This is a genomic window from Parafrankia soli (assembly GCF_001854695.1).
Classification (GTDB): domain Bacteria; phylum Actinomycetota; class Actinomycetes; order Frankiales; family Frankiaceae; genus Parafrankia; species Parafrankia soli.
The window spans coordinates 1-25,344 of the sequence record NZ_MAXA01000267.1; the positions used below are offsets into that span (position 1 = coordinate 1).

Below are 25,344 nucleotides of genomic sequence, written 5' to 3' on the forward strand. Positions count from 1 at the left end.
CCCGCTTCTTACGGGCCAGTTCCCGTTGCGCACGCGCGAGCCGACCGGCCGCCGCGGCGAGAAAACGCGGGTTACCGACCTGACGGCCATCCGAGAGGGTCACCAGCGACGCCACACCCATATCCACCCCCACCACCACCCCGGTGGCCGGCAGCGGCCGCGCGGGCACATCGTCGCAGGAGAGGACCACATACCAGCGGCGACCTTCCCGCCGCACCGAGACCGTCCTGACCGCGCCCACCACAGGCCGATGCTGGTGCACCTTGACGTGACCCACACCCTGAAGCCGGACCCGAGTCCGGGTGGGATGCTCAGGCTGGGAGTTCCAGCGGCAGCCGTCCCCGTCCCTCGGCCACTCGACCGTGTCGAACCGGCCCGCGCCCTTGAACCGCGGATAGCCAGGGGTCTCGCCTGCTTTGACCCGGCGGAAGAARCCGGCGAACGCCTTGTCSARGCGACGCAGGGTGGCCTGCTGGGAGGAGAACGACCAGCGGCCCTGATCCGGGTCGCAGGCGCGGATCTCCCTGAGCTGGGCGGACTGGTCACCGTAACGAACCGTCACCCGCGACGCGCTCCGGTAGGCGTCGCGTCGTTCCTGCAACGCGGCGTTGTACAACACCCGATGATCATCAAGCATCGCCGTCAACACGGCGGCCTGCTTCACCGTCGGACGAAGCAGAAACTTGAAAGCCCGCCTCACCCGGCCCGCTCCACACTCCACGGCTGCCCTTCAAGCTGGTCGGCGACAGACGGCGGGAAGTGCCTCAGGTGAACCTTCACGAACAGGTCCACAGGGTCGGGCGGCACCTCCAACGCGGCAACCGTCCATTCTCGCTCGGTGCACTTCTGCCGGATCAGCCCGTCACAGCGGTCACAGACAGGACTGGCGAGCATGAGGCGACGGTACTTCGGGCGCCACACCATGCGATACCCAAGCCCGTAGACGCCACCCGCGCCCACCACCACCCGAACCATGATCCGAACATACCAGCGACGTACACCTACGATCACGGTCCGTACCCAATCCCCTTGACGCCTGAAGGCGCCAGCCCCCTCAGGAGATCTTGATGGAATTCATTCTCTGGCTGATCGCCGTCATCCTGGTGATCGCGGGCATCGTCTCCCTGGTCCGGGGCGCCATCCTGTACGGGATCGCGCTCATCGTCATCGGCCTGCTCGTCGGCCCCGGCGGTGTCTCGATCTTCACCTGACGGCGTTGAGCCAACCCGCCGCGGGCCCAGGTCCGGGCTCGCGGCGGGCCCGCCTGCCGGTCACAGACCGTAGGCCTCCAGCAGCCGCAGCCAGACCTCACTGACCGTGGGGAAGGACGGCACCGCGTGCCACAGATCCTCCAGCGGGACGGCCCCGACGATCGCGATGGCCGCGGCGTGCACCATCTCCTGCGTGTCGTGGCCGACGAACGTCGCCCCGACCAGCACCCGGCGGGCGGTGTCCACCACGATCTGGGACGTCCCGACGGCGTCGGTGCCGCGCACCGACGAACCGGCCACCGACGCCGTCGGGACGGTGACGGCGCGGACATCCAGGCCGGCCGCGCGGGCCGCCGCCTCCGTCCGGCCGACGGCGCTCACCTGCGGATCGGTGAACGTCACCCGCGGGACGGCCCCCGGGTCGGCGCGGTCGGCGGCGGGCCGGCCCGCCGGGTCGAGGCGGCCGGTGATGGCGTCCGCCGCCACCCGGGCCTGGTACTTGCCCATGTGGGTGAGCAGCGCACGGCCGTTGACGTCCCCGACGGCGTAGAGCCAGTCCCCGGCCACGCCGGTGGCCCGCATCCGGTCGTCGACCTCGACGAAGCCCCGCGCGGGCAGGCCGACCACGGGCAGGCCGAGCTCGCCGGTGGCGGGGGTCCGCCCGACGGCGACCAGGATCTCGTCCGCGACGACGTGCTCGGGCCCGCCGTCGCCGTCCAGAGTGACCACCACGGGCCCACGCGGCGTGCCCGGCCCACCCGGCCCACCCGGCGTGCCCGGTGCCTCCCTGCGGACGGCCACGGCCCGTCGGCCGGTGTGAACCGTGATGCCCTCGGCCTCGAACGCCGCGCGCACCTCGTCGCCGGCGAACGGCTCCTCGCGCGCGAGCAGGCGCGGACCGCTTTCGACGACGGTGACCTCCGCGCTGCCGAGGCGGCGGAACGCCTGCGCGAGCTCGGCGCCGACCGCGCCGCCGCCGAGCACGGCGAGGCGGGCGGGCACCGCGCGGGCGCCGGTCGCGGACCGGTTGTCCCACGGATCGGCCTCGGCGAGACCGGGGACGGGCGGAATGGTGGCCCGCGTCCCCGTCGCCAGGACGACCGCGCGGGTCGCGGTGAGGACCTGCTCGCCGCCGTCCGGCGCGAGCACCGCGACCCGGCGCTCGCCGACCAGCCGGCCGGCCCCGCGCCGCACCGACACACCGCGCTCGCGCAGCCACGGGAGCTGGCCCTCGTCGGAGTACCCACCGACCATCTCGTCGCGCCGGGCGAACGCCGCCGCGGCGTCGACCCCGGCGCGGACCCCACCGACGGCACCCGCCGCCCCGGGGACGGCCCTGGCGGCCGCCACGACCTCACCAGGGCGTAGCAGGGTCTTGCTGGGGATGCAGCCCCAGTAGGAGCACTCCCCGCCGACACGCTCGTGCTCGATCACCGTCACCGACAGCCCCGCCTCGGCGCACCGGCCGGCCACCACCTCGCCCGCCGGCCCCGCTCCGATCACGATCACGTCGACCTCGCTGGCGCCCGTGCCTCCGGCGGCGTCGTCGGACCTACTCATGGGCACACCTCTCCGCGTTGGGACCAGCGTCGCGAGGCACCATCTCACCTGCCGCGTCGCGCCCGAATGCCACCGCACCGGGTCGGCAGCCCACCGGCCGTGACCGAGGACGCGACGAGGTGTCCCGGTACCGACGGCAGGATGGAGCTCGAGGACCTCACCTTCGACCGGTCCGTGCAGGACCATCGGGAGTTCAGATGCAGCTCGGAATGATCGGACTCGGCCGGATGGGCGCGAACCTCGTCCGCCGGCTGATGCGCGACGGGCACGAATGTGTGGTCTACGACGTGAACCCCGAGACGGTGAAGTCACTGGCCGCCGAGGGCGCCGTCGGCGTCAACTCGCTGGCCGACTTCGCGGCCGCGCTGAGCACCCCGCGGGCAGCCTGGGTCATGGTGCCCGCCGGCCTGACCGGCCAGACCGTCTTCGAGCTCGCCGAGCACTTCGAGGCCGGCGACATCATCATCGACGGCGGCAACTCCTACTACCGCGACGACGTCGACCGGGCCGCGAAGCTCGCCGAGCGCGGCCTGCACTATCTGGACGTCGGCACCTCAGGCGGCGTGTTCGGGCTGGAGCGCGGCTACTGCCTGATGATCGGCGGCGAGCCGGAGGTGGCCGCCCGCCTCGAGCCGCTGTTCGAGACGATCGCCCCCGGCGTCGACACCGCGCCGCGTACCCCGGGGCGGACGGGTGAGATCGCCCAGGCCGAGAAGGGCTACCTGTACTGCGGCCCGAACGGGGCAGGCCACTTCGTCAAGATGATCCACAACGGGATCGAGTACGGCATGATGGCGGCCTTCGCCGAGGGCATGGGCATCCTGGAGAAGGCCGGCATCGGGCGCTCCGAGGCTGCCCTGCACGACGCCGAGACGGCGCCGCTGGCCCATCCGGAGTACTACCAGTACGACTTCGACATCGCCTCCGTCGCCGAGGTGTGGCGGCGCGGCAGCGTGGTCAGCTCCTGGCTGCTGGACCTGACCGCCACCGCGCTCGCCGAGGACCCGCGGCTCGCCGAGTTCGGCGGGCGTGTCTCCGACTCCGGCGAGGGCCGGTGGACGGTGCTGGCCGCCGTCGAGGAGGGCGTCCCGGCCCACGTGCTGACCGCGTCGCTCTACGAGCGGTTCAGCTCCCGCGGCGAGTCACTGTTCGCCGACAAGCTGCTGTCGGCGATGCGCAAGCAGTTCGGCGGCCACGCCGAGAAGAAGGCGGACGGCTAGAAAAGGCGGCAGGCTGGAAGCGGGGGGCTGGCCAGCCTTCGGCGGGGCCACGGCCGCAGCCGTACGCGCCGGTACCAGCCCCCCGGCCCCCGGCCAACTGATTCCCTCACCCGTCCCCCCGCGTGATCCTCAAGCGCAGTCCCGGAGAAACCGTGGCGGCTGAGTGCGGTGCATGGACGCACTGACGCGCTCAGCCGCCGCGGTTGTGCTGGTGGGATCGTTGCCTCGAGCCCGGGCTTGCGCGCGCCCGATCCGAGCGCGACCCGGCACGGACCCGCCTGCGCGCCTGCTGGCCGATGTCCCGTCGCGGTCGCGGTCGCGGTCCGGGAACCGGCGGACCAACGTGTTCTCACTGCCCAGTTGTGGAGCCGCCGCCTCGGCCCTCACCGCGGGGCGCGGCATCGCCGGCGCTCCGGCCGGCGGCGAGCCTCGACCTGGCGGTGGAGCCCCGGTGCGTCTCTGGTGCTCGGCTACTCGCCGTTGGTTTCTTTCTCGCTGTTTCAGAGGGCATTCTCTGCGAAATTCGCCCTGAAAGGGCGAGAAGGATGCCAAACGGCAAGTAGGCCACCTCGGCGTGCGGGGGGTTTGTCCGATAGATGGCGGTCTGGTCGTGCCGTGTGGTGCGTGCGGGCTGTGGCTTCGCTGCTCGTGAGGGCGGGACTGCGTCGGCACCCGGCCTCCTCGCGTTCGACCCGTGATCTCCCCCCCGGCGCACAGGACCTCCAAGAGCCGGGCCCCGAAAGCCAAACCAGGCCGCTGCCGGGGCGGGCGGCCTGGCGCCGTGGCCGACGGGCCGTGGCCGGGGTCACTGCTGACCGGCGGACGCCTCCAGGCTTGCCCGGTCACCCATGATGATCATGGGATGACTGCTCGGGGCCAGCCAGTGCAGGACGGTCTCCATCGAGGCCTGCGGGAGGCTGACGCAGCCACGGGTGGGCGTGTTGTGGTCCACGTGCAGCCAGATGTCGCCGCCGGCCGCGGCGCCCAGCGGCCGGGTCGGGTCGGACGGCGGATGCCCCGGCAACCGGTTGTAGTCGATCGCGACCACGTAGTTGAAGGCCTCCCCCATCGGGTCGCCCTCGTAGCCGCCGGCCTGATAGAAGGACGGGCGGTACTCGTAGGGAAGCGCGGTGCCCGGGTCGGCGTAGCGACCCCCGGCGGCGGTGAGGCTGAACACGCCCACGGGGCTACGCAGATCGCCCTCGACGTGGTCGTGGGTCCAGCCGTTGGCTCCGTTGCGGCCGGGGATCTCCGCGCCGACGGCCGTCCAGGGGGCGTCGGCGTCCGCGCGCTGCCAGAGCACGACGCGGTTCACGGTTGAGGACTGGTCTGCGCCGGTCACGACGACGACCTGCCGGGTCGACGACGGGACCCGCGACATCATGAGGTCGCCGATGCCGGGGATCGCGCCGCGGGACTGCTCCGCGCCCGGGGCCACGGCCGCGCGGCCGTCGGCCGCCGCGGGATCGGGGTTGCCGGTGGAGTCGGTGATGCGGTGCGGCGTGGCCACGTCGGGCCGCGCCGAAGTGGTGGGAACGGCCCCGTCGCCTGCCTGCGCCGTCGTCGACATGTCCGGATCCTCCGCCGAGCCGGTCACGTGCAGTGCTCCGGCGGCGCCGACCACCAGTGTCGCGCCGACCGCGGCCATCCCGATCGCGACGGTCTGCGCGGTGGCGCGGTCGCCGCGTGCGCCCCTGAGTCGGCGGCCCTCGGACCGCCCGGACCTACGGTGTGTCGCCATTCCTCCGACTTCCAGGCCGAAGCCGCGCCTCTCCAGCCACCTCCGCGCCTCCCGCGTCGCTTACCACCATCACATGCGCAAGGGCAGTGCTGTGCGGCAACACACCCGCAACATCGCGGACGTGCCGGTCGCACACGATACGGGCTCGCCGTGTGGAGGCCGCGAACCACTCCGCCCGCCACGTGGCCCTCGACCGACGCAGGCCCGGCCACCGAGCGCGCCGGTGCCCACCGGCGAGCAGCGTCGGCGCCGGCCCGCGAACCACACAGGCGCCGGTCGACATGCACGTTATCCACAACCCCGCCATCCCTCATGGACACAATGGATAAACAACAAGCATGGTCTGTCCATGGCCCCTAGCCCAGGCCGATTCTCCTGGCGGGAGATCGCCGACCTGCAGTCCGGTGTCATCAGCGAGCACGACGCGATGGCCGCCGGCCTCACCCGCGCCGACATCCGCGCGCGGGTCGCCGACGGCACCTGGCGGCAGCCCGCGCGTGGCGTCCTCGTCACCGCCACCGCCACGCCGCCGCTGGTGCAGCAGGCCTGGGCGGCGCTGCTCGCCGGCGGGCCGAACGCGGTGCTCGGCGGGTCCACGGCCGCCGCCCTCGACGGCCTCGTCGGCCACGGTGACGAGGTCGTGACGGTGCTGGTCCCGCCCGGGCGCCGCGGCACGCCCGTGGCGGGCGTCGTCTTCCGCCGCACCGCACGCCTGGCTCCGGCGGACGTCCACCGTGCCCGGCTGCCACCGCGGACGGCGCCGGCCCGCTCGGTGGTCGACATGGCCGAGTGGTGCAGCGGGCGCGACGGCGCCCGTGCCGTGATCAGCGACGCCCTCCTGCAGGGCTTCGTCACCATCGAGGCGATGCGCCGGGCGCTGGCACGCCGCGGCCCGATCAGCCGCCGCACCCTGATCGCCGACACCCTCGACGAGCTGAACCGCCGGACTCCCCGGATGCTGAGCCTCCGGTACAAGCAGCTCGAGGCGGCGTTCGGGCTGCCTCCCTGTCGAGCGCTGGCCACCCCCTCCCCCGACGTTCCGACCGGCCAACTGGACGTCTGGTACGGGCCGTGGCGGCTGCTCGTGCGGGTCGGGCAGCCCGGTCCACGGCGGCCACAGCCCGCCGGCCGGCGGACCCTCACCGTCAGGGTGGAGCAACTCTGGCAGGCGCCGGCGGAGACGGCCGCGCTGGTCGCCGCGGCTCTGCGGGAGCAGGTTCCGACAGAGGCCGCCGACCGGCCGGCCGTGCCGCCCGGGCCGGACGAACCGGCGACGGAATGGCACGAAACGGTACGTGACGAACATGGCGAAGCTGACCAAGGGGGTGGCGGAGGCCAGTCACCTGCCGTAGCGTCGTCCCAGATGCGGGAGCTTCCACCCTGGGAGGCTGAGAGGGCGGCCGGGCAACTGCCGGTGCCGCCGACCGCCTGAACCTGTCCGGGTAATTCCGGCGTAGGGAGTGATCAAGGTGGTGCGTCAGATCCGTCCGACGGATTCCGACAACGCGGCGGCCGCGGCCTCCGGCACGGACGACGGCGCGGAGGGCATCCTGGCCCGGCCGTTCCCCGGGAGCAGGAAGACCTACCTGGTCGGGTCCCGGCCCGACCTGCGGGTGCCGATGCGCGAGGTCGCGCTGAGCACGGGCGACAGCCTGGTCCTCTACGACACCTCCGGGCCGTACACCGACCCGGGCGCCGGCGTCGACGTGCGGCGCGGCCTGCCCGCGCTGCGGGCCGGCTGGATCGCCGCCCGCGGCGACACCGAGGAGATCGAGGGGCGTGCCGTCCAGCCCGCCGACGACGGACGGCACGGGCCTGACGGGCAGGCCGGTGACACCTTTCTCGGCTCGGGGCAGGCTCCGCGGCGGGCTACCGCCGGCCGCGCGGTGACCCAGCTCGCCTACGCCCGGCGGGGCGAGATCACCGCCGAGATGGAGTTCGTCGCGCTACGCGAGGGCCTCTCTCCCGAGCTGGTGCGCGACGAGATCGCCACGGGCCGGGCGGTGCTGCCGGCGAACGTGAACCACCCCGAGAGCGAGCCGATGGCCATCGGCCGCAACCTGCTGGTGAAGATCAACGCGAACATCGGCAACTCCGCCGTCGCCTCCTCCATCGAGGAGGAGGTCGAGAAGATGGTGTGGTCGACCCGCTGGGGCGCCGACACCGTCATGGACCTCTCGACCGGGCGGAACATCCACACCACCCGCGAGTGGATCATCCGGAACTCCCCCGTCCCGATCGGGACGGTGCCGATCTACCAGGCGCTGGAGAAGGTCGGCGGCAAGGCCGAGGAGCTGACCTGGGAGGTCTACCGGGACACGGTGATCGAGCAGGCCGAGCAGGGTGTGGACTACATGACCGTCCACGCCGGGGTGCTGCTGCGCTACGTGCCGATGACCGCGCGGCGCAAGACCGGCATCGTCTCGCGCGGCGGCTCGATCCTGGCGGCATGGTGCCTCGCCCATCATGAGGAGAACTTCCTCTACACGAACTTCGCCGAGCTCTGCGAGATCCTGCGGGCCTATGACGTCACCTTCTCCCTCGGCGACGGCCTGCGCCCCGGCTCCATCGCCGACGCGAACGACGCCGCGCAGCTCGCCGAGCTCGCGACACTGGGCGAGCTGACCTCGGTGGCCTGGGAGCACGACGTCCAGGTGATGATCGAGGGGCCGGGCCACGTGCCCATGCACAAGATCAAGGAGAACGTGGACCTGCAGCGCGAGCTGTGCCACGACGCGCCGTTCTACACCCTCGGCCCGCTCACCACCGACATCGCGCCCGGCTACGACCACATCACCTCGGCCATCGGCGCCGCGATGATCGGCTGGTACGGGACGGCGATGCTCTGCTACGTCACGCCCAAGGAGCACCTGGGCCTGCCGGACCGCGAGGACGTCAAGGCCGGGGTCATCGCCTACAAGATCGCGGCGCACGCCGCCGACCTGGCGAAGGGGCACCCAGGCGCCCAGGCCTGGGACGACGCCCTCTCCGACGCGCGGTTCGACTTCCGCTGGGACGACCAGTTCAACCTCTCGCTCGACCCGGAGACCGCCCGGGAGTACCACGACGAGACACTGCCCGCGGCGCCCGCCAAGTCCGCGCACTTCTGCTCGATGTGCGGCCCGCACTTCTGCTCGATGCGGATCACGCAGGACGTCCGCAAGTACGCGGCCGACCACGGCCTCGACACCGACGAGGCCGTCCAGGCCGGATTGGCGGAGAAGTCCCGGGAGTTCGCCGAGCAGGGTGCCCGGATCTACCTGCCGCTCGCCGACCGGCAGACCCCCTGACCCGGCGGCCGCGGGCCTCCCCGACCGTCATGGCCGGGAGAGTCCCGCGGCCGGCTTCAGCTCTCCTTGCGGGCCAGCACGCGGTAGGTGTTGGAACGTTCCCCCTTGGCCTGCCAGGACCTGCTGGCCCGGTCCAGTAGGGCAGCCAGCAGGAACGGGCCGATCGAGGCCAGCAGCAACGGCACGCGCAGCAGCCGCGGGCCCGGCCCGCTCCGGGCCGGGTCCAGCCACGGCCGGCGCCGCGGCGCCACCCGCTGGATGAGCAGGCCCAGCGCCCGGGTGAGGTCACCGGGGCGCAGCGCCGGCCCGAACTGGACGGCGATGGGGCGCAGCCCGCGGTCCTCCAGCGCGGCGAGCAGGTTGTCTGCCGGAATGAAGTGCAGCCGGCGCGGCACGTCCCAGCCGGCCCAGTACGCCCGCAGCCGCCGCGCCGCCGGGCAGTCCGCGTTCGGCAGCTCGATCATCAGGTATCCGCCGGGGGCGAGCGCCTTGACTGCGCCGTCCAGCTCCTCCGACGGGTAGCGGGTCCGCTCGAGATAGCCGAACATGCTGATCACGTCGTAGCGGCCCGCGAGGTCGTCCGCGATCTGGCTCAGCTCGCCCCGGTGGGCGGTGTCCACCCAGCGCCGCCGGTGGGCGTCGTCGACCGCGTCGGAGAGGTCGAGGCCGCCGAACACCGTGGCCGGCCAGTGGGCCCGGGCGACGTTGCAGAAGTGCCCGTGACCGGTTCCGACGTCCAGCCAGGCCCGCGGGGTGGTGTACGGACGCAGCAGCTCGGCCCGGGCCTGGTCGGCCGCGGCCTCACGGGCCCGGGCGTGTTCCGCGGTCTCGGCGGCGAAGCCGTCCCGCCAGTCGCGCTCGTAGTAGTCCTGCCCGTCCGGGGTGATCATCGGGTTGAGGAAGACGTGGCCGCAGGCCTCGCAGCCGTCGAGGCGGAAGCGCCCCGGCTTGCCCATCTCCAGGTCCCGCGAGCGCACCCGGACGCTGAGCTCGGCCGACCCGCACCAGGGGCACTCGGCGCTGGTGGCCTCGCGCAGCCGCGCGACGTGGCGGGCGCGGGCGGCGTACCAGGCGGCTGTCTCCTGCCGGCGGCGGCGCGCCTCCGCCTTCGCCGGGTCCGCGGGCAGCCCGGCGGCCTTCGCCCGGCGCCCGGCCCGCGCGGAGTGCACAACGAAGATCACAAGGCCGAGGATGCGGACGATCGGGCTGCGGATCAGGTCGCGGGGGGCGAGCGGGACCCGTCCCGCGCAGACGAAGAACGGCTGGAACCAGAACAGCGCCGTCGCGACGAGCGCGACCGGCTGGCTGATCTGGGCGCCGATGAAGGTTCCGATGTGCGGCGCGTACGGCATGTACAGGCTCGCCGGGGTGCACGCGTAGGCCCGCTGCTGGACGCGCACCCGCATCGCGGCGTCGTCACGCGCGGCCTGCAACCCGGGAACGACGGCCAGGTCGGTGGCGGTCGGGGCGTGCCGCTTCAGGCGGGTCGTGATGTCGACCAGCTCGACCGGGCTGAACCCCTCCCGTTGGGTGATTCCGACCCGTTCCAGCAGGTCGGCGTGCACCAGCAGGGCCTGGAACGCGCCCCGGCCGGGCGCCGAGCGGTCGGCCCGGTAGGTCCGGGTGTCGACCATCCGGGCCACGTCGAGCGCGCGTTCCACGGTGAGGTCGGCGGGGACGAGGTCGAGCACCAGCAGCCGCTCGCGGCGGGCGTGGTTGCTCGCCGCGCGCCGGGCCGCGTCGGAGAGCCGCACCCCCTCGGCCACGAGGAAGACGTGGGCGGGGTCGACCGGCCGGCCCGACGCGGCGACGGTGTCCAGCCGGCGCAGCCGGCCGCGCAGGCGGATTCCGTTCAGGATGAGCCCGACGCTCACCAGGATGGGTACCAGCAGCAGCACGACTCTCACGCCCCCGCCGGTCGAACAGCCCCAGCCCCAGGCCCGGCCCCGCCAGCGCGCCCGCGGACGGGCGGGCCGCCGGGGCCGGGCCTACGGCAGCAGCTTCTCAATGTGGTCGGCGGCGGCCACGACACCGCCCGCCGCGCTGAACTCGCCCTGCAGCCGCCGCGCCGCGACCCGGTGGGACGGCTCGTCGAGCACGGTGCCGATCGCGGTGGCCAGCGTCGCCGGGGTCGAGCGCCCGAAGCGCACCCGCACACCGGCACCGGCCCGCACCACCTGCTCGCCGATGATCGGCTGGTCGTCACGAACCGGCGCGACCACCAGCGGCACTCCCCGTGACAAAGCCTCGCACACCGTGTTGTTGCCCGCGTGGCACACTATCGCGTCCAGTCCGGCCATCAGGTCCACCTGCGGCACGAACGGGCGGACCAGCAGGTCGTCGGGAACCTGGCCGGCGAGGTCGTCCAGCGGGCCGGGGGGCGCGACGATCACGGCCTGCACCCGGTCGGACATCCCCGCCAGCGCCTCCGCGGCCGCGCGCAGGAAACGCCCGCCGGCCTCCCGGGTCACCGTCCCGAGCGAGACGAGCACGGTGCGGCGGTCCCGGTCGAGCCACTCCCAGGGGAACTCCGGGGCCGACCGGCGCAGCCCGGCGGCGCAGCCGACGAACACGTGATGGGACGGATGACTGGCAGTACGCAGCAACGAGGGCACCGAGCAGACCACGGTGAGGTCCTCAGAGAAGCGCAGGTCACCGCGCGCCGCCTCCTCCGCCGGGACGCCGTTCGCGACCTGGAAGTCCCGCAGCCGCTCCGACACCCAGTTCCCGACCCCGGCGAGCACGGCGTAGGGGTCGTCGAGCTCCGCCGACGTGGTGGCGAGCGTGGCCCACCGGATGCCGCGCCGGCGGGCGACCATGGCGGCCCCGACCGCCTGCTGGTCGGCGACGATCACATCCGGGCGCCACCGTTCGACGACGGCACCGACGTCCCGCGCCATCGAGGCGCCCAGCGGCAGCAGGAACTCGTCCCACAGGAACTTCAGTGACGCGGGCCCGCGCAGCGGCCGGGACCGTGCCTCCAGCTCGGCCCGCTGGTCGGCCGAGATCTCCCCCGGCAGCGCGATGAGCGGGACGGACGGCGGGACGAGCGGCCCGACGACGCTCGCGTGGCCGACCAGGGCCACCTCCTGCCCGCGGGCCGCCAGCTCGCCGGCAATGCCCACCGCCGGGTTCACGTGCCCGGTCAGCGGCGGCACGGCGAAGAGAACACGGCCCATCAAAGCCCCCGAAATTCCATTCGTCTCCCTTCCGGCGGTGAGTCAGCCGCACCCTTCGCGAGCCGCACCGGTGACGGTCAGGCCTCGGCCGACGAGCCGGCCCGCGCCGCGGACAGCGACGTCGTGGGCTCGTCCCCACTGTTGAGGTTCGGCGGCGGGATCATCTGCCGCACCCAGTCGGGAGTGTCGAACCCGGCGCCGCGCACCTGGTGCGAGGGCATCGGCTCGGACCGCCGGAACAGCCACCAGCGCAGCAGGTCGCGCAGGTAGTCGGCCGCCTCGCGCAGCACCATGTGGGTGTGCTGCTCCAGGACGACCAGGGTGCAGTCCGGGACGAGCTCGGCGAGCCCCTCGGCCTGGTCGATGATGTCCGAGTTCGCCCCGTAGACGGCGAGCACCGGCATCGGCAGGCTGGCCAGCGCCTCCGGCGAGAACGGCGGGGTCGCCAGCATGTCCTCGGCGATCGTGGTCTCCTTCAGCAGCGCCTGCGAGGCGCGCGTGATCCGGGAGACCGCGCGGCCGGCGGAGTTCGCCAGCCACTCCTCCACCTCCTCGTCGGTGACGGCCGCGAGCACCTGGGTCAGTGAGCGCGCCATCTCCTCGCCGAGGCCCTCGATGAGGAACGGCGGCTCGATGAGGGTCAGGCTCGCCACCCGCTCCGGGCGGGCCAGGCCGAGTGCGAGGGTCAGCGTCGCGCCGTAGCTGTTGCCCACGACGTGCACCGGCCGGCGCACGTCGAGCGCGTCGAGCAGGCCCTCGAGGTCGGCCATCGAGTCGGCCATCGTGTAGCCGGTCGGGGTCCGCTCACTGCGGCCATGGCCGCGCAGGTCGTAGCAGATGACGTCGCATCCCGCCCCGGCCAGGCAGTTGCCCAGCGCGAAGTAGAAGCTGGCGATGTTGTCCATCACCATTCCGTGCACCATCACCACGACCGGCGACTCGGGACCGGCCCCACCCTTGGGCCCCAGCCTCTGCACATGCAGACGGACGCCGTTCGCGACGATCTCAGCCACGCACTCTCTCCCTAGCTTCGTTCACGAAGGTTGTGCGCGCGGCGCGCCCCGCGCCGCGCGCATACGAGGTCCCCGTAGCCCCCCGCCGACCGTGACCGCCGCTAACGGGCGGCGGCCGGCGTGTCGGTCTCGAGGCTGTCGACGATGAACTGGACGACCTCCCCGACCTTCATGTTGATCACCTGGTCGACGTCCATCTCCGAGAGGAAGCCGACGAAGTCGACGTGGTCCCCGTAGGTCTCCCGGAGCCGGTCGGCGAAGGTCACGAACTCGATGCTCTCGAGCTCGAGGTCCGCGTTGAAGGAGGTGTCCATGTCGATCGACATGTCGACGATGTACTCCTCGCCGATCACGTCGCGCAGGATCTCCGTCACGTCCGCGAGCACCTGGTCGGCGCGGGTCGCCGGGTCCGCGGTCATGGTCGACTGGTCGGTGGTCATCGCTGGGTCTGCTCCTTCTGCTGATCGGGCTGCGTACCGGTCCGTGCGCCCGGCCGGTCACCGGCCGGGCTGGTGGGTTGACCGCCGAGCCGCCGCGTGGGCGGGCTCCCGGCCGCGCCGCCCGGAGGCCTCGCGGATCGCTCGATCCGTGGCGAGGTCCAGGCCACGATGTAGCCGCCGGCGGGTGCGCCGCCGGGTGCGGCGACGCGATCGCCGGTTCCGGCGGTGTGACCGCCGGGTGCGGCGGTGTGATCATTCGGTTCGGTGTCGGGACGGGGCCGGCCGGTGGTGTCCATGGTGCGCAGTGCCACCCACCACGTCTCGCTAGCCCCCGCTCCCACTTCCGCCGGGGCGGCGTGCCCGGCCGCGGCCGGTGCCGCCCCCGGCCCGCCGTCCGGGGCGGAGACGGTGACTGGAACCAGCGTCGGGGCCGGCAGGCCGGTCGCCTCGGTCGGCGCGCCGACCAGATGGGCGACCACCCCGCCCGGCCCGCGCGGCACCGCCGCCAGGACGGCGGATCCGCCCGGTCGCGGCCGGCCGACGACGAACCGCCGCTGATCGCCGGCCGGCCCGGTCCCGTACGCCTTGGCGACGGCCTGCTTCGCCGCGGCGAACCGCGCGAGCCAGACCGCGCGGACATCCGGATCCGCGCCGGCCAGTTCGTCGAGCAGGCTCAGCTCGGATTCGGCGAGCACGGCCGCCTCCGCGTCGGGCCCGCGCCGTTCGATGCGCTCCAGAGCGATCCCCACGCCGCCGACGTCCCGCGGGTCGTCCACCGCGAGGGCGACGGCGATCTCCGGGCGATGGGCGATGCTCACCTCGGGGCGGGTGAGCTCGGGCAGGCCCGGCCGGGTGGGCACCGTGCCGACGACCAGCCGCCCGGACACCAGATCCGTCACGCCGACCTCGATCGGCCACACGGCGCCGGCCCCGCGCTCCCACCAGCGGCGCCGCACGGCGTCCTTGGCCGCGATCCGCCCCAGCAACCAGGACCGGGCAGCCAGCGGATTGTGGCGGGCCAGCCGCGTCCGCTCGTCCGCGTCGAGGTAGTGGCGCAGCGACAGCTCCCGGGACGCCGGGTCACGCCAGTGCTCGGTGACCACCACCCAGCCGTCCGGCGTCAGGTGGCTCTGCGTGTTCGCCTCCGGCGCCAGTGCCATCGACCACAGGACGTCGTCCTCGGTGAACCGTCGGTCGGTCCAGCCCTGGATGTGCCCCCACAGCCGTCCGCCGGCGTCCCGGATCTCCATGTCCGCGGTGGCGGTGCGGTCGGTCACGTCCCGGATCCGGCCCAGGTAGGACATCCGCGCGCCGACCGGCGGCGGTGGGCCGAAGAACCGCATCGAGGTGACAGAGGCCGGGAAGAGCAGCCAGTCCGACGGCAGGTACTGCATGCCCCAGTAGCCGAAGAACTGGCCGGCGTTGTCGAGCAGCGCGCCGCTGGCGGGCGTCACCCGCAGCCAGCCGCGCAGCCCTGTCGGGGCCATCCCGTCGACGGACTCGACGCCCTGGTAGCCGGGCCCGTGGAAGAGCAGCCGGTCGTCGTAGATCGCGCGGCCGGTGTGCGGGGACGGCGACTCGCCGGGGATCACGACCTCCCCCGCCGCGCCCGGCGCCGGGACGAACCCGGTGGCCGTGTCGGTCACCGGCGGCGGCGCCGGGTAGGCGTCGGCGAAGACGACCGTCGCCCGCGTGTAGCCGACGACGTCCACCCGGACCTCGTCCGGGCCCAGCGGCGCGCAGGTGATCGTGACCTGCACCAGCGGCTCGATCGCCAGCCAGCGGGTGGCCCGCACGTCCCGGACGGCCACCACCGCGCGGCCGGGCATCAGCACGCTCGCCTCAGCCATGATCATTTCGAGCACGCCGGTGAGCGGCACGACCGGGAACAGGTCGGACGGGTCGGACCACCCCGGGGGCTGCCGGTAGAAGCAGTGGTCGGYGACCTCGGGCATCGTCGCCAGCGAGAGCTCCCGCCGCACGGTCCGCCCACCACCCGGCCCACTCGCCGCCGGCCCACTCGCCGCCGGCGCGGCCGGCGCAACAGGCACGGAGGTCGCCGCCGGCGCCGTCGAGGGGGGACCGGACGCCCGCGTCGCGGCCCAGCGGTCGGTGACGGTGGACATCACCGCTCTCGCGTCCGTGACCGCCGCGCCCAGCTCGGCGAGGACGGCATGCCGCGCGGGCCCGCCGAGCCCGTCGGCCACCTGGGCCGGCGTCTCGCCGACGGGACGTCCCGCGGCCTCGCCGCTGATCCGGGACGGGAGCGACGCCGCGAGGTCCGGCGCGTCCGCCCCGAGCCGGACGAGCGGCGTGCCCAGGCGCAGCCGCACCGCGCGCCCGGGCCGAGCCGGCGCGGCCGTCTGAGGCACCCGGGGCGCCCGCGGCTCCCTGGCCGGGACGGTGGCGGGCTCTGGTCTGGTGTGGCAGGGCAGGACGTCCAGGCGCGGCGCGGCGCCCTCGGCCCACAGCGCGACCGCGACCCGCCGGAGCTGGTCGAGGCCGGACCGCTTGACGGTGTTCGTGACCAGCGACGCGTGCTCGTCCCCCGGCCCGTTGAGGGTGTCGTCGACGAATCCGGCGACGCTGCCCATCCCGACCTGCACGAACACCCGGACGCCCGCGGAGTGCAGGCGCCGCGTCAGCTCCCGGAAACGCACCGGCTCGAGCAGGTGCCGGACGGCCAGCTCCCGGATGTCGTCGTGTGCGGATGGATACGGAGCCACCGTGGTGGCGGACCACACAGGCACCCGCGCCGCGTGCAAGGGGGTGTTGTAAAGGCCGTCCTGCAGGCGCTTGAGGTGCGGCCGCAGGAACGGGGAGTGGAAGCCCGAGCGGAACGGCAGCGTCTGCCCCAGCACCCCGCGGGCGCGCAGGCGGGCGAGCGCGGTCTCGACGCTGTCCACCCGCCCGCAGATGATCGACTGGTGCGGGCAGTTGTCGTGCGAGACCACAATCTCGGGCAGTCCGGCGATCACCTCGGCGGCGACCTCCGCGCCGCAGCCCAGCGCACCGAACACGACACCGGGCACCTCGAGCGAGGCCGGGTCGAAGACCTCGATGAACTCGTCGGCGTAGTCGTCGCTCATCAGCCCGGCCGAGAGCATCGCGTTCCACTCGCCCACGCTGTGCCCGGCGACCAGGTCGGGGACCACCCCGAGGCGACGCAGCGCCGTGTCGAGGACCCGTCCCACCTGGACGCTGGCGACGCCGTGGCTGCCGAGCTCGGCGGTGTCGCCCACCTCCGGACGCGGCAGGCCGAAGTGGTCGCACACGTCGTCGATCCGCGGGGCGAACTTGTCCTCCAGACCGCAGAACAGGAACGCCAGCCGCGGTCCGCCCGCGGCGTCGGACGCCGGGCGGTCGCCGAGCAGGGGCTCGGGGACGAACCAGAGATCGTTCCGCCCGCGCCAGGCGGTGCCGCGGGCCGCCACCGTGCGGGCCAGCGCGAGCCGGCGCGGGGTGGGCGCCACCAGCGCCAGCCGGAACGGCCCACCCGCCGGCGGGGACGCGGCGTCGTCGCGCCCCAGCAGGTCGGCGTCCGGGACGTCGAGCTGGGCGACGATCTCGGCCGCCGACGAGCCCGCGAACAGCAGGACCCGCTCGGCCTCCGGGTCGGGCCCGAGCACGGCACCCGTCCCGGCGGCGGCGACGGCGGCGGTGGCGGAACCGACGGAACCGCCGGAGCTCACCGGGTTGACGGCGCCGGCGTGGTCGTCGAGGCACTCCTCCAGGACGACGTGCGCGTTCACGCCGCCGAACCCGAAGGCGTTCACCCCCGCCCGCCGCGGCGCGGAACCGGACGGCTCCCACTCGGCCGCCGTCCGGACCGGGGCGAAACGGCTCCCGTCGAACAGCGGGTGCGGCTCGTCGCAGTGCAGCGTCGGCGGCAGGGTGCGGTGGTGCAGCGCCAGCGCGGCCTTGATCAGCCCGGCCATGCCGGCGGCGGGCATCGCGTGCCCGATCATCGACTTCACCGACCCGAGGCCGACGGGGCTCGCCCCGACCTCGCCGCCGAAGACCTTCGCCAGCGTCGAGAGCTCGGTCCCGTCGCCGGCCGGAGTCGCGGTTCCGTGCGCCTCGATCAGCCCGACCGCGCCGGGCGCCGCCGGGTCGAGGCCGGCGTCCGCCCAGGCCCGCTCGATCGCCAGGATCTGCCCGGAGGACGCGGGTGCCATCAGGCTCGCGGTGCGCCCGTCGCTGGACGTCCCGGCGCCGCGCAGCACGGCGTAGACCCGGTCGCCGTCGCGGCGGGCGTCGGCCAGCCGCTTCAGGACGATCATCCCGACGCCCTCGCCCATGAGCAGGCCGTCGGCACGGCGGTCGAACGGCCGGATCCGCTGGGTGGGCGAGAGCGCCCGCAGCAGCGTGAACAGGCTCCAGAACGAGACCTCGTGCACGATGTGCACGCCGCCGACGATCATCGCGCCGGCCCGGCCGCCGGCCAGCTCCCGCACCGCGATGTCCACCGCGACCAGGGACGACGCGCAGGCCGCGTCGATCGTGTACGCCGGGCCGTGCAGGTCGAGACGGTTCGCGATCCGCGAGGCCGCCAGGTTCGGCACCAGGCCGATGGACGCCTCCGGCCGCTGCGGCCCCAGCCGGGCCAGGAACGCGTCGACGACCTGGTCGACGGCCGCGTCCGGGACGTCCGGCAGCACCTCGCGCAGCGTGGTCGCCAGTTGGTGCGAGGTGCGGACCCGCTGCTCGAGCCGGGCGACACCCGGCCCGACGTAGCCGCCGCGGCCCACCACGACGCCGACGCGGCCGCGGTCACCGAGCGTCTCGGCCCCGCCGGCGTCGTCCATGGCCTCGGCGGCGAGCCGCAGCGCGAGCAGCTGGTCGGGCTCCGCCCAGTCGACCGAGACCGGGACGATGCCGAACCGGGCCGGGTCGAACGTCGCCAGGTCGTCGACGAACCCGCCGCGCCGGCAGTAGAAGCCCGCGCCGTCCGGCCGCCGGCCGCCGTCGCGCCGGTCGCCGCCGGGCTGCCGGTCGCCGTCCGTGGCCAGCCCGGCGTAGTACTCGTCGAGGTCCCAGCGGCCCGGTGGGACGTCGCTGATCGCGTCCACGCCACCGACGATGTTGTGCCAGTAGGTGTCCAGGTCGCCCGCGCCGGGGAACAGCGCGGACATCCCGACGATCGCGATCTCCTGCCCGCCCGCGCCGCGGGGGCCGCCGCCGCTGTGGCGGGATGTGTCACCCATCGAACGACCCGACTCCCGCGCACATGTAGACGACCTGGGTCGGCGCGTCCGCGACCGGCTCACCGAGCTCTCGCAGCAACGCGGCGACCCCTTCACCGGGGTCGATCAGGCCGATGCCCCGGCGGGCGTACTCCCGGGACAGCTCGGCGGACACCATCCCACGGCCGGCGGCCGTGTCGGTGCCCCAGGGACCCCAGTCGACGCTGACCACCCGGCCGGCGAAGCGCGCCGAGGCGGTGTGCGCGAGGGCGTCCAGGGCGTCGTTGGCGGCGGCGTAGTCGACCTGCCCGCGATTGCCGAACACCCCGGCCACGCTGCCGAAGAGCACAACGAAGCCCACATCGGGCCGCAGCGCGTCCAGTAGGGCGCGCGCCCCGTCGACCTTCGTGCGGAACACCCGGTCGAAGGACTCCGGCGACTTGTCCCGCAGCAGCCGGTCCTCCAGGACGCCGGCGCCGTGCACGACACCGTCCAACCGGCCGTGGCGGGTGTAGACGTCGGCGACGACACCGGCGACGGCGGTGACGTCCCGCACGTCGATCGGGTGGTAGCGCACCGACGCGGCGACCTCCCGCAACGCGGCGAGCGTGGCACGGATCTCCCGCTCGGCCAGGATCCGCCCGATGCGCGCCTCGATCTCGGCCGGGCGGCGCACCCCCGTCGCGATCAGGGCCCGGCGCAGCGCCGGGGCGTCGAGCGCACCCGCCGTGGCCTCGTCCTCGGGCGCGTCCGGGACGGGTGTGCGCCCGACCAGCTCGACCGCGCAGCCGGTGGCACCCGCAAGCGCCAGCGCGGTACGGGCCGTGATCCCACGCGCACCACCGGTCAGCAGGACGACGCCGGACCTGTCCAGCCCCGGCGGAGCGGCGGCGGCCCGAGGCGATCCGGCGGCCGCGGACCCCGGCCCGGCGGTGACCGCGACCAGGTCGGACATCCGCAGCTCGGGCGCGATCCGGACGCCGTCGCGGTAGCCGACGACGACCGGCGCGGCCGGGTCGAGCATCTCCGCGAGCAGGCTCTCCGCGATCCGCCGCGGTTGTGCCTTGGGATGGACGTCCACCAGCCTGATCAGGAGGTCGGGCAGCTCACGGGCCAGGGTCCGGACCAGCCCGGCCATGCCGGCGCCCGGGCCCGGGTCGCCGATCTCGCCGTTGCGGCCGAGATCACCACCGAGGCCGGTGACCGCGACGAGCCGCCGGATTCCGGCCAGCGCGGCGGCGCGCAGCGCCGGGAACGCCGCCGGCAGACCGCCCACCGGCCCCGCCGAGCCCTCGGCCGAGGCGGCCCAGAACAGCCCGTCGGCGGCGATGCCGGAGGCGACCAGCTCGCCCAGGGCGGCGTCGTTCGCCGAGATGATGCGGACCTGCGCCCCGGCCTGCTCCAGCAGGGTCGACAGCGCGAGGCCGATCCCGAGCCCGCCGTCGACGACGGCGAACCGGGCGCCGTCCAGCACCGCCGCCCGACCAGCGGCGACGACGTCATCCCAGGACGGCAGCGGAGCCAGTTCGGTGGACTCCACCACGAACCGACGCAGCGGCACCCGCTCGGCGAACACCGGGTCCGTCGAGCCCCGCGGGGCCGAACGCACCCCCCAGCTCTCCGGTGCCGACGCGGGCCGTGGCGGGGCACCGGCCGGCGCTCCGAGCGGCGCGGACATCACCGGAACACCCGCCGGCACCGGAACGGCCGTGGCCGGCGCCGGGGCGGCCGACGGCACGCCAGCCCTGTTCCGCGTACCCGGCGCGGGCGGCCTCGCCGCGGCCGTTGCCGCAGCGGTTGCCGGGACGGCGGACGCCGGGACCGCCGCCGACCCGGCCCACGGCCCGCCGGACTGCCCCCGGCCGCCGGCGCCGTCGGCGGACCGACGCTCGGCGCGGCTCTGCTCGGGCACCTCGACCTGTCCGGGCCCGGCCCATCCCGCGCCGGCGCCGGCGCCGGGCCCCGCACCGTGGCCGGTTCCGTCCCCGGCGGTGATCGCAGGGGTGGCGGCCTGGTCGGTGGACTGGTGCTCCACGATCCAGGAAACGATCCCCCGGACCGTCTTCACCGCCGCCAACTCCTCCACCACCGACTCATCCACATCGCCCGCACCCACACCAGCCAGACCCACCCGGCCCGCAAGCTCCCCCAGAATCTCCGTCCGCTTGATCGAATCGATCGACAGATCAGCCTCAAGATCCAGATCCGGCTCCAACATCTCCACCGGATAACCCGTCAGATCCGCGATCACCCCCACCACCGCATCCGCCACAGCCTCCGCCGACAACCCGGCGGACGGCCCACCCGCGGGCGCGGACCCCTCGGCCGCGGCCAGGGGGGCGCCGACCGGAAGCACGGCAGGCACCGTGCCGACGGACGGACCGGCGGCCCGGTCGGTGGACTGGTGCTCCACGATCCAGGAAACGATCCCCCGGACCGTCTTCACCGCCGCCAACTCCTCCACCACCGACTCATCCACATCGCCCGCACCCACACCAGCCAGACCCACCCGGCCCGCAAGCTCCCCCAGAATCTCCGTCCGCTTGATCGAATCGATCGACAGATCAGCCTCAAGATCCAGATCCGGCTCCAACATCTCCACCGGATAACCCGTCAGATCCGCGATCACCCCCACCACCGCATCCGCCACAGCCTCCGCCGACAACCCGGCGGCAGCCGATACGCCCGCCTCCGCCGCGGCCGGCACGGCGGCGACCAGCGCACCGGCGGCCTCCACCGCGGCCGGCATGGCGACAACCGGCGCCGGCATGGCCGGGGCCGACGCGGCCACGGCGGGCCCGGCAGGCGCGGCGGTCACAGCGGCCGGCATGACGGCCGCCGGGGCCGGCAGGGTGGTTGCCGGCGTCCACCGCCCGGCACCGTGCTCGACCGGCGCGGCCGCGGCGCCACCCAGATACGTCAGCAGGACGTCACGCTGCGCCGCCACAAGATCACGACCCGTCCGCAGAAACTCGAGGACGGCCGCGTCGGCGGGGCTGGCGACCGGGGCCGGGGCAGCCGGACGGCCGTCGACCACCTGCTCGCCGGAAGTCCCGGCGGCGGCGAGCGCGGGCCCGGACCCGTTCGGCCCCGGGTACCAGCCGTCGCGGTGCCCGTTCGCGTGCCCGTTCATCATCTGAGGGCCGTCCACTGGAGTGCCTCCTGCCGATCCGCCGGCCACCACTGGGCCGCCCACAACTGGGTCGGCCACCGCTGGGCCGCCCACCGCTGGGCCGGGCGCGAGCACGCGCCAGGCCCCGGGGCCGTCCTGCCTGCCTGTGTCACCGGACCCACCCGTCCCAGCCGTGGCCGGCTCGGTCCCCACCGCCGGCGCGACCGGCGGAACCCGCCGGGCGGGCCGCAGACCACCGGGCAGGTAACCGCCCTGGCCGGTCCGCACATACGCGCCGTCGATCAGCCAGCCCGGGCGCCGCGGCATCCCGTCGGCCGGGACCGTGCGGGTGTCGCGGCCCGCGAACAGGGTCGACGGGTCCATCTCCACTCCGGCCGCCGCGAGCTCGGCCACCGCGAGCAGCAGCCGGCGCAGGCCGTGCTCCCCCGGTGCGTCGGTCGCCACGACCCGGTGCGGACGTCCGGCGAGAATCTTCGCCGTGAGCTGGGAGAGCACCCGGCCCGGCCCGGTCTCGACGAAGACCCGCACGCCGGCCGCGTACATCGCCTCGATCTGCTCGACGAAGCGAACGGGGGCCGCGACCTGGCCGGCCAGCGTCGCGCGCGTGCCGTCCGGGGTCCGCGGGTAGGGCGCGGCGGTCGTGTTGGACCACACCGGCAGCGTGAGATCGCCGACGGCCGTGGCGGCGAGCTCACCGGCCAGCGCCTGGGCCGCGCCGGCGATCACCGGGCTGTGAAAGGCGCAGGCCACCGGGATGCGCCGGGCCGAGAGTCCGGCGTCCTTGAGCCGGCCGACCGCGGCGTCGACGTCGGCGGTCGGCCCGGAGATCACGGTCTGGCGGGGCGCGTTCTGGTTGGCGAGCGCCACTCCCGCCACGGTGCCGTCGGCGGCGGGCGCACCGAGCACGTCCCGGATCTGGTCGGCCGTCGCCGACACCGCGGCCATGGTGCCCGGGTCGCCGCCGGCCGCCGCGAGGATCGCGTCGGCGCGGGCCCGGCTGAGGCGGACGAGGTCGGCCCGGTCGTACGCCCCAGCCGCGCACAGCGCGACCAGCTCGCCGTAGGAGTGACCGGCGACGTGGTCGGGACGGATCTTCAGCCCGGCCAGGATGTCGTGGACGGCCAGCCCGGCCATTCCCAGCGCGGGCTGCGCCGCCCGGGTGTCGGTCAGCGCCGCGGCCTGGGCCGCCCGCTCGGTGTCGCTGAAGGCGGCCGGGGGGAACATCGTGGCGGCGACATCCGGGGCGAGCTCCAGCAGGGAGCGCAGGCGCGGGAAGGCCACGAAGAGATCCGCGAGCATCCCGGGCCGCTGGCTGCCCTGGCCGGGGAAGAGGAACGCCACCGAACCGGAGCCAGAGCCCGCGACGGACGTCCCAGCACCGGCGGAGGTGGCACCGGAGGCGCCGGCCGTTCCGCCCGCGGCGCCGGCCTCGTCCTCGGCGTGGACGAACACGCCGAGGCGGGAGTCGGACCGCGGCTCCCGCGCCCGGTCGAGGGCGGCAGCGAGCTCGTCCAGCTCGTCGACGACGAAGGCGATCCGCACCGGGCCGCCTCGCTCCTCGGCCGCGGTGCGGGCGAGATCGCGCAGGTGGTAGGGCCGGCCTGCCTCCTCGTTGGCGCGGGCCAGCTCGGCGAGGCGGTCCAGCCGGCGCAGCGCGGCGGCCCGGTCCCGGCCGCGGATCACGAACAGCTCCGCCGGCCACCGGTCCAGGCCGTGCGCGGGCTCCGGTGCCTTGTCGTAGGCCGACACGACGACGTGGAAGTTCGTCCCGCCGAACCCGAAGGCGGACAGGCCGGCGTGGCGGCGCCCGGCGGGCGCGATCCACGGACGGGCCTGGTCGTCGAAGTAGAACGGGCTGCTCTCCCGCTCCCAGTACGGGTTGGGGCGGTCCACGTGCAGCGTCGGCGGCCGCACACCGGTCTCCACCGCGCGTGCCACCTTGACCAGCCCGGCCAGGCCCGCGGCGCACTTCGTGTGGCCGATCTGCGACTTCACCGAACCGACCGCGCACTGGCCGACGGCGGCGCCGTGCTCGGTGAACACCTCGGTGAGCGTGGCGAGCTCGGTGCGGTCCCCCACGACTGTTCCGGTGGCGTGCGCCTCCAGCATGCCGACCTCGGACGGCGAGATTCCCGCCGTCGCGTAGGCCCGCTCGAGGGAGATGACCTGCCCGGCCTTGCGCGGCGCGGTCAGGCCGAGCGCCCGGCCGTCGGAGGAGCCTGCGACCGACCGGATGACGGCGCGGATCCGATCACCGTCGCGCCGCGCGTCCGCGAGGCGCTTGAGAACGACGACGGCGACACCCTCACCAAGGCTGGTGCCGTCCGCGCTGGAGTCGAAGCTGCGGCAACGGCCCCCGGGAGACAGCGCGTGCACCGAGGCGAACAGCAGGAAGTCATGGACGCTGGAATGTGTGTCCACACCCCCGCACAGCACCATGTCGGACGAGCCCGCCGACAGTTCCTTGCACGCCGCGTCCAGGGCGGCCAGTGAGGAGGCGCACGCCGCGTCGACGGTGAAGTTCAGGCCACCCAGGTCGAGCCGATTCGCCACCCGTCCTGCTATGACGTTCGCGAGCAGGCCGGGAAAGGAATCCTCGTCGAGCTCGGGCAGGAGCTCCTCGAGCTCGGCGGGAAGCTCACCGACCCAGGCCCGGTGCGCGGAGCGGAATCCATACGTCGTGGAAAGGTCGGACCCTGATTCAGCGCCGAAGACGACGGAGGTGCGTCGGCGGTCGAACGGCCGGTTCTCGTACCCGGCGTCGCGAATCGCCCGGGCGGCGACCTCCAGCGCGAGGAGCTGGCCCGGATCAATGCTGCGCAGAGAACGCGGCGGTATTCCGTAGGCGAGCGCGTCGAACGGGATTCTCGGCAGGAATCCGCCCCATTTGGACGGCGTCCGCCGGCCGGCGTCCTTCACGACCGATTCCGGGTCGTAGTAGAGATCCGCGTCCCACCGCTCGGGTGACACCTCTGTTATCGCGTCGACGCCGCCGACCACGTTGGCCCAGTAGTCCTTCTCGTCGGAAGCCCGCGGAAACACCGCTGACATACCGACGATCGCGATGTCGAGCGACCGCGCCGCCTCGCGCACGGCGGCCACGGACCGCGCGGCGCGCTCGGCTTGGTCGCCGTCGGCCACGTCGGTGCTCCCGGCGGTGCGCTGGGCCGGCAGCGCGGCGACCTGCCCGGTCGGCCCGCCGGCCCGCTCGGCTGCCCGCTCGGCGACGAGCGCCGTGGCCTGCTCGGTCACCTCGGCGTGCAGCCGGCCGATCGTCGTGCGGTCCGATCGCAGGGCCGCCACCTGGCCGATCATGAACATGCCGTCCGTGGCCTGCTCGCGGGGCCCGACCGCGACCAGCTGGCCCCCCT

The 25,344-nt window shown here is 74.3% G+C and carries 13 protein-coding genes and 1 pseudogene; 4 read left to right on the top strand and 10 right to left on the bottom strand.

Features of this window, described 5'->3' with window-relative positions; all coding sequences use genetic code 11:
* Positions 1-700: RNA-guided endonuclease InsQ/TnpB family protein (locus BBK14_RS31455; protein WP_131802477.1), on the bottom strand; the 700-nt coding region annotated here is incomplete at its 3' end.
* Between the two features lie 26 nt (positions 701-726).
* Positions 727-975 (bottom strand): annotated as a pseudogene (locus BBK14_RS31460) (transposase); the annotation flags it as partial.
* Between the two features lie 92 nt (positions 976-1,067).
* On the opposite strand from BBK14_RS31460, the gene BBK14_RS39230 reads away from it, so the two are divergent.
* On the top strand, positions 1,068-1,211 hold the full coding sequence (locus BBK14_RS39230) for a GPGG-motif small membrane protein (protein WP_018501614.1): 144 nt from the start codon (positions 1,068-1,070) through the stop codon (positions 1,209-1,211).
* Positions 1,212-1,271: 60 nt separating this feature from the next.
* Here BBK14_RS39230 and BBK14_RS31465 read toward each other — a convergent pair whose 3' ends face one another.
* On the bottom strand, positions 1,272-2,771 hold the full coding sequence (locus BBK14_RS31465; RefSeq protein WP_071066796.1) for a dihydrolipoyl dehydrogenase family protein: 1,500 nt from the start codon (positions 2,769-2,771) through the stop codon (positions 1,272-1,274).
* 197 nt (positions 2,772-2,968) lie between these two features.
* Here BBK14_RS31465 and gnd point away from each other — a divergent pair, with 197 nt between their 5' ends.
* Complete coding sequence (gnd, locus tag BBK14_RS31470) at positions 2,969-3,991, top strand: phosphogluconate dehydrogenase (NAD(+)-dependent, decarboxylating) (protein ID WP_071066797.1); 1,023 nt, start codon at positions 2,969-2,971, stop codon at positions 3,989-3,991.
* Between the two features lie 805 nt (positions 3,992-4,796).
* Here gnd and BBK14_RS31475 read toward each other — a convergent pair.
* The gene (locus BBK14_RS31475; RefSeq protein WP_071066798.1) at positions 4,797-5,732 is read right to left on the bottom strand and encodes a hypothetical protein; all 936 of its coding nucleotides are present in this window, start codon (positions 5,730-5,732) and stop codon (positions 4,797-4,799) included.
* A 349-nt stretch (positions 5,733-6,081) separates the two neighbouring features.
* Between BBK14_RS31475 and BBK14_RS43080 the strand changes: the two genes are divergently transcribed.
* Entirely contained in the window at positions 6,082-7,164 is a 1,083-nt protein-coding gene (locus tag BBK14_RS43080; protein ID WP_476739417.1) for a hypothetical protein, read from the top strand.
* A 40-nt stretch (positions 7,165-7,204) separates the two neighbouring features.
* Complete coding sequence (gene thiC, locus BBK14_RS31485) at positions 7,205-9,022, top strand: phosphomethylpyrimidine synthase ThiC (protein WP_071066806.1); 1,818 nt, start codon at positions 7,205-7,207, stop codon at positions 9,020-9,022.
* Between the two features lie 56 nt (positions 9,023-9,078).
* On the opposite strand, the gene BBK14_RS31490 is transcribed toward thiC, so the two are convergent.
* The 6 genes from BBK14_RS31490 to BBK14_RS31515 all read right to left on the bottom strand — a co-directional run.
* Entirely contained in the window at positions 9,079-10,920 is a 1,842-nt protein-coding gene (locus tag BBK14_RS31490) for a class I SAM-dependent methyltransferase (RefSeq protein ID WP_071066800.1), read from the bottom strand.
* 90 nt (positions 10,921-11,010) lie between these two features.
* Positions 11,011-12,201 carry a glycosyltransferase gene (locus BBK14_RS31495; RefSeq protein WP_071066801.1) on the bottom strand — a complete coding sequence of 397 codons (1,191 nt, stop codon included), beginning with the start codon at positions 12,199-12,201 and terminating at the stop codon, positions 11,011-11,013.
* A gap of 77 nt (positions 12,202-12,278) precedes the next feature.
* Complete coding sequence (locus BBK14_RS31500) at positions 12,279-13,214, bottom strand: alpha/beta fold hydrolase (protein WP_071066802.1); 936 nt, start codon at positions 13,212-13,214, stop codon at positions 12,279-12,281.
* A 101-nt stretch (positions 13,215-13,315) separates the two neighbouring features.
* Entirely contained in the window at positions 13,316-13,654 is a 339-nt protein-coding gene (locus BBK14_RS31505) for an acyl carrier protein (RefSeq protein ID WP_071066803.1), read from the bottom strand.
* On the bottom strand, positions 13,651-18,861 hold the full coding sequence (locus tag BBK14_RS31510; RefSeq protein ID WP_071066804.1) for a type I polyketide synthase: 5,211 nt from the start codon (positions 18,859-18,861) through the stop codon (positions 13,651-13,653). Before BBK14_RS31510 ends, BBK14_RS31505 begins: the two co-directional genes overlap by 4 nt.
* The coding region (locus BBK14_RS31515; protein WP_071066805.1) for a type I polyketide synthase at positions 18,854-25,344 on the bottom strand (6,491 nt) is incomplete at its 5' end. The genes BBK14_RS31515 and BBK14_RS31510, both read right to left, overlap by 8 nt.

Bases quoted from the DNA above. Each gene is read 5' to 3' on its own strand.
- BBK14_RS31495 (WP_071066801.1), bottom strand. From the start codon at position 12,201: ATGGGCCGTGTTCTCTTCGCCGTGCCGCCGCTGACCGGGCACGTGAAC.
- BBK14_RS39230 (WP_018501614.1), top strand. From the start codon at position 1,068: ATGGAATTCATTCTCTGGCTGATCGCCGTCATCCTGGTGATCGCGGGC.
- gnd (WP_071066797.1), top strand. From the start codon at position 2,969: ATGCAGCTCGGAATGATCGGACTCGGCCGGATGGGCGCGAACCTCGTC.
- BBK14_RS31475 (WP_071066798.1), bottom strand. From the start codon at position 5,732: ATGGCGACACACCGTAGGTCCGGGCGGTCCGAGGGCCGCCGACTCAGG.
- BBK14_RS31465 (WP_071066796.1), bottom strand. From the start codon at position 2,771: ATGAGTAGGTCCGACGACGCCGCCGGAGGCACGGGCGCCAGCGAGGTC.
- BBK14_RS31505 (WP_071066803.1), bottom strand. From the start codon at position 13,654: ATGACCACCGACCAGTCGACCATGACCGCGGACCCGGCGACCCGCGCC.
- BBK14_RS43080 (WP_476739417.1), top strand. From the start codon at position 6,082: ATGGCCCCTAGCCCAGGCCGATTCTCCTGGCGGGAGATCGCCGACCTG.